Here is a 1,087-nt window from a genome sequence, read left to right as displayed (position 1 = left end):
CCCGCCGGCCGGTGGTGGCGCACAGGGCGTCCACCACCGTCCCCTTGCCCGCGTCGCCGTATCCGAGGTCGACGACCGCGACGTGCTCGGTCACAGCCGGACGTTCCCGGTCTTCCTGAAGGGAGCGAGCGCCCGGCCCACCGTCGCCGTCGCCGCCGACCCGTACGAGACGAGGTCGGCCAGGCCGGAGTCCAGATCGATCGCCTCCTCGCCGAGCCCGACGGTGAGCGCGATCGTCTCGCACACCGCGTCCAGGTCGTCGAGCTGGATCACGTTCTGCCCGAGCAGCTTGCGCCAGGTGCCGAGCACCTCGGCGTCGCCACCCCAGCCGGCCGCGGTGGGCAGCAGGTAGTAGACGTCGAAGCTGCGCTGCAACTCGGCGAGCATCGCCTCGGTGCTGATCGGCTCGCTCAGCTCGTCGCCGATGATCGCGCGCACCTCCTTGGGCTTCACCCGCTGGTAGGGCATCTCGTCGCCGATCAGGAACAGGTAGCCGCGGCGGCCGCGGTTGCGCATCGCGTCCAGCGACGTGTGCCGGGCCATGAAGTACATCGCCAGCTCGTAGGACTCGCGCTTCTGGCCGCCACCGCCGCCCTCCAGCACGATCCGGGCCAGGTCGTCGTCCATCCGGTTGTCCGACTCGAACTGGCCGACCTGCAGCGGCACCCGGTCGCAGGTGGCGTCGCCGACCGCGCCGAACATGATGTGCGGATCGGTCGCGTAGCCCTTGCGCGTCAGCAGGCCGAGCAGCTGCGGCAGCTTGGTCTGCAGCACCCGCGGCACGCCGCCCATCGAGCCGGTGACGTCGAAGAGCACCGCGATCGGCGTGCTCGCCGGGTGTTCGTCGCTGTCGCGGCTCTCCCGGTGGGTGACGCCCTTGGGGTCGAGGGCCGGGTGCGCCTTGCGGGCGCCGCCGTCGCTGTAGGCGAAGGCGCTCGCTCCGGTGGCCGCGCGGTAGTTCGCGGCGGCGTCGTACACGTCGGTGGACCAGCGTCCGCTTCCCATGGTGGTGCTCCCTTCTAGATGGTGAACGGCCGGAAGGTGCGCCGGCCGAGCATGTCGTCGAGTTCGGCCAGCAGCGCCCAGG

At 71.4% G+C, this 1,087-nt stretch carries 1 protein-coding gene; it reads right to left on the bottom strand.

The genetic code is table 11. The features are described from left to right. Positions 1-90: 90 nt before the first annotated feature. Positions 91-1,005: a hypothetical protein gene (locus tag AB0M20_RS45290; RefSeq protein WP_364307838.1), complete on the bottom strand. Its 915-nt coding sequence runs from the start codon at positions 1,003-1,005 to the stop codon at positions 91-93. Positions 1,006-1,087 lie beyond the last annotated feature (82 nt).

This window comes from Actinoplanes sp. NPDC051633, assembly GCF_040681735.1.
In the GTDB taxonomy this organism is placed as follows: domain Bacteria; phylum Actinomycetota; class Actinomycetes; order Mycobacteriales; family Micromonosporaceae; genus Actinoplanes.
The sequence above is the reverse complement of the archived record's forward strand: the minus strand, read 5'-3'. Positions and strand labels throughout refer to the sequence as shown.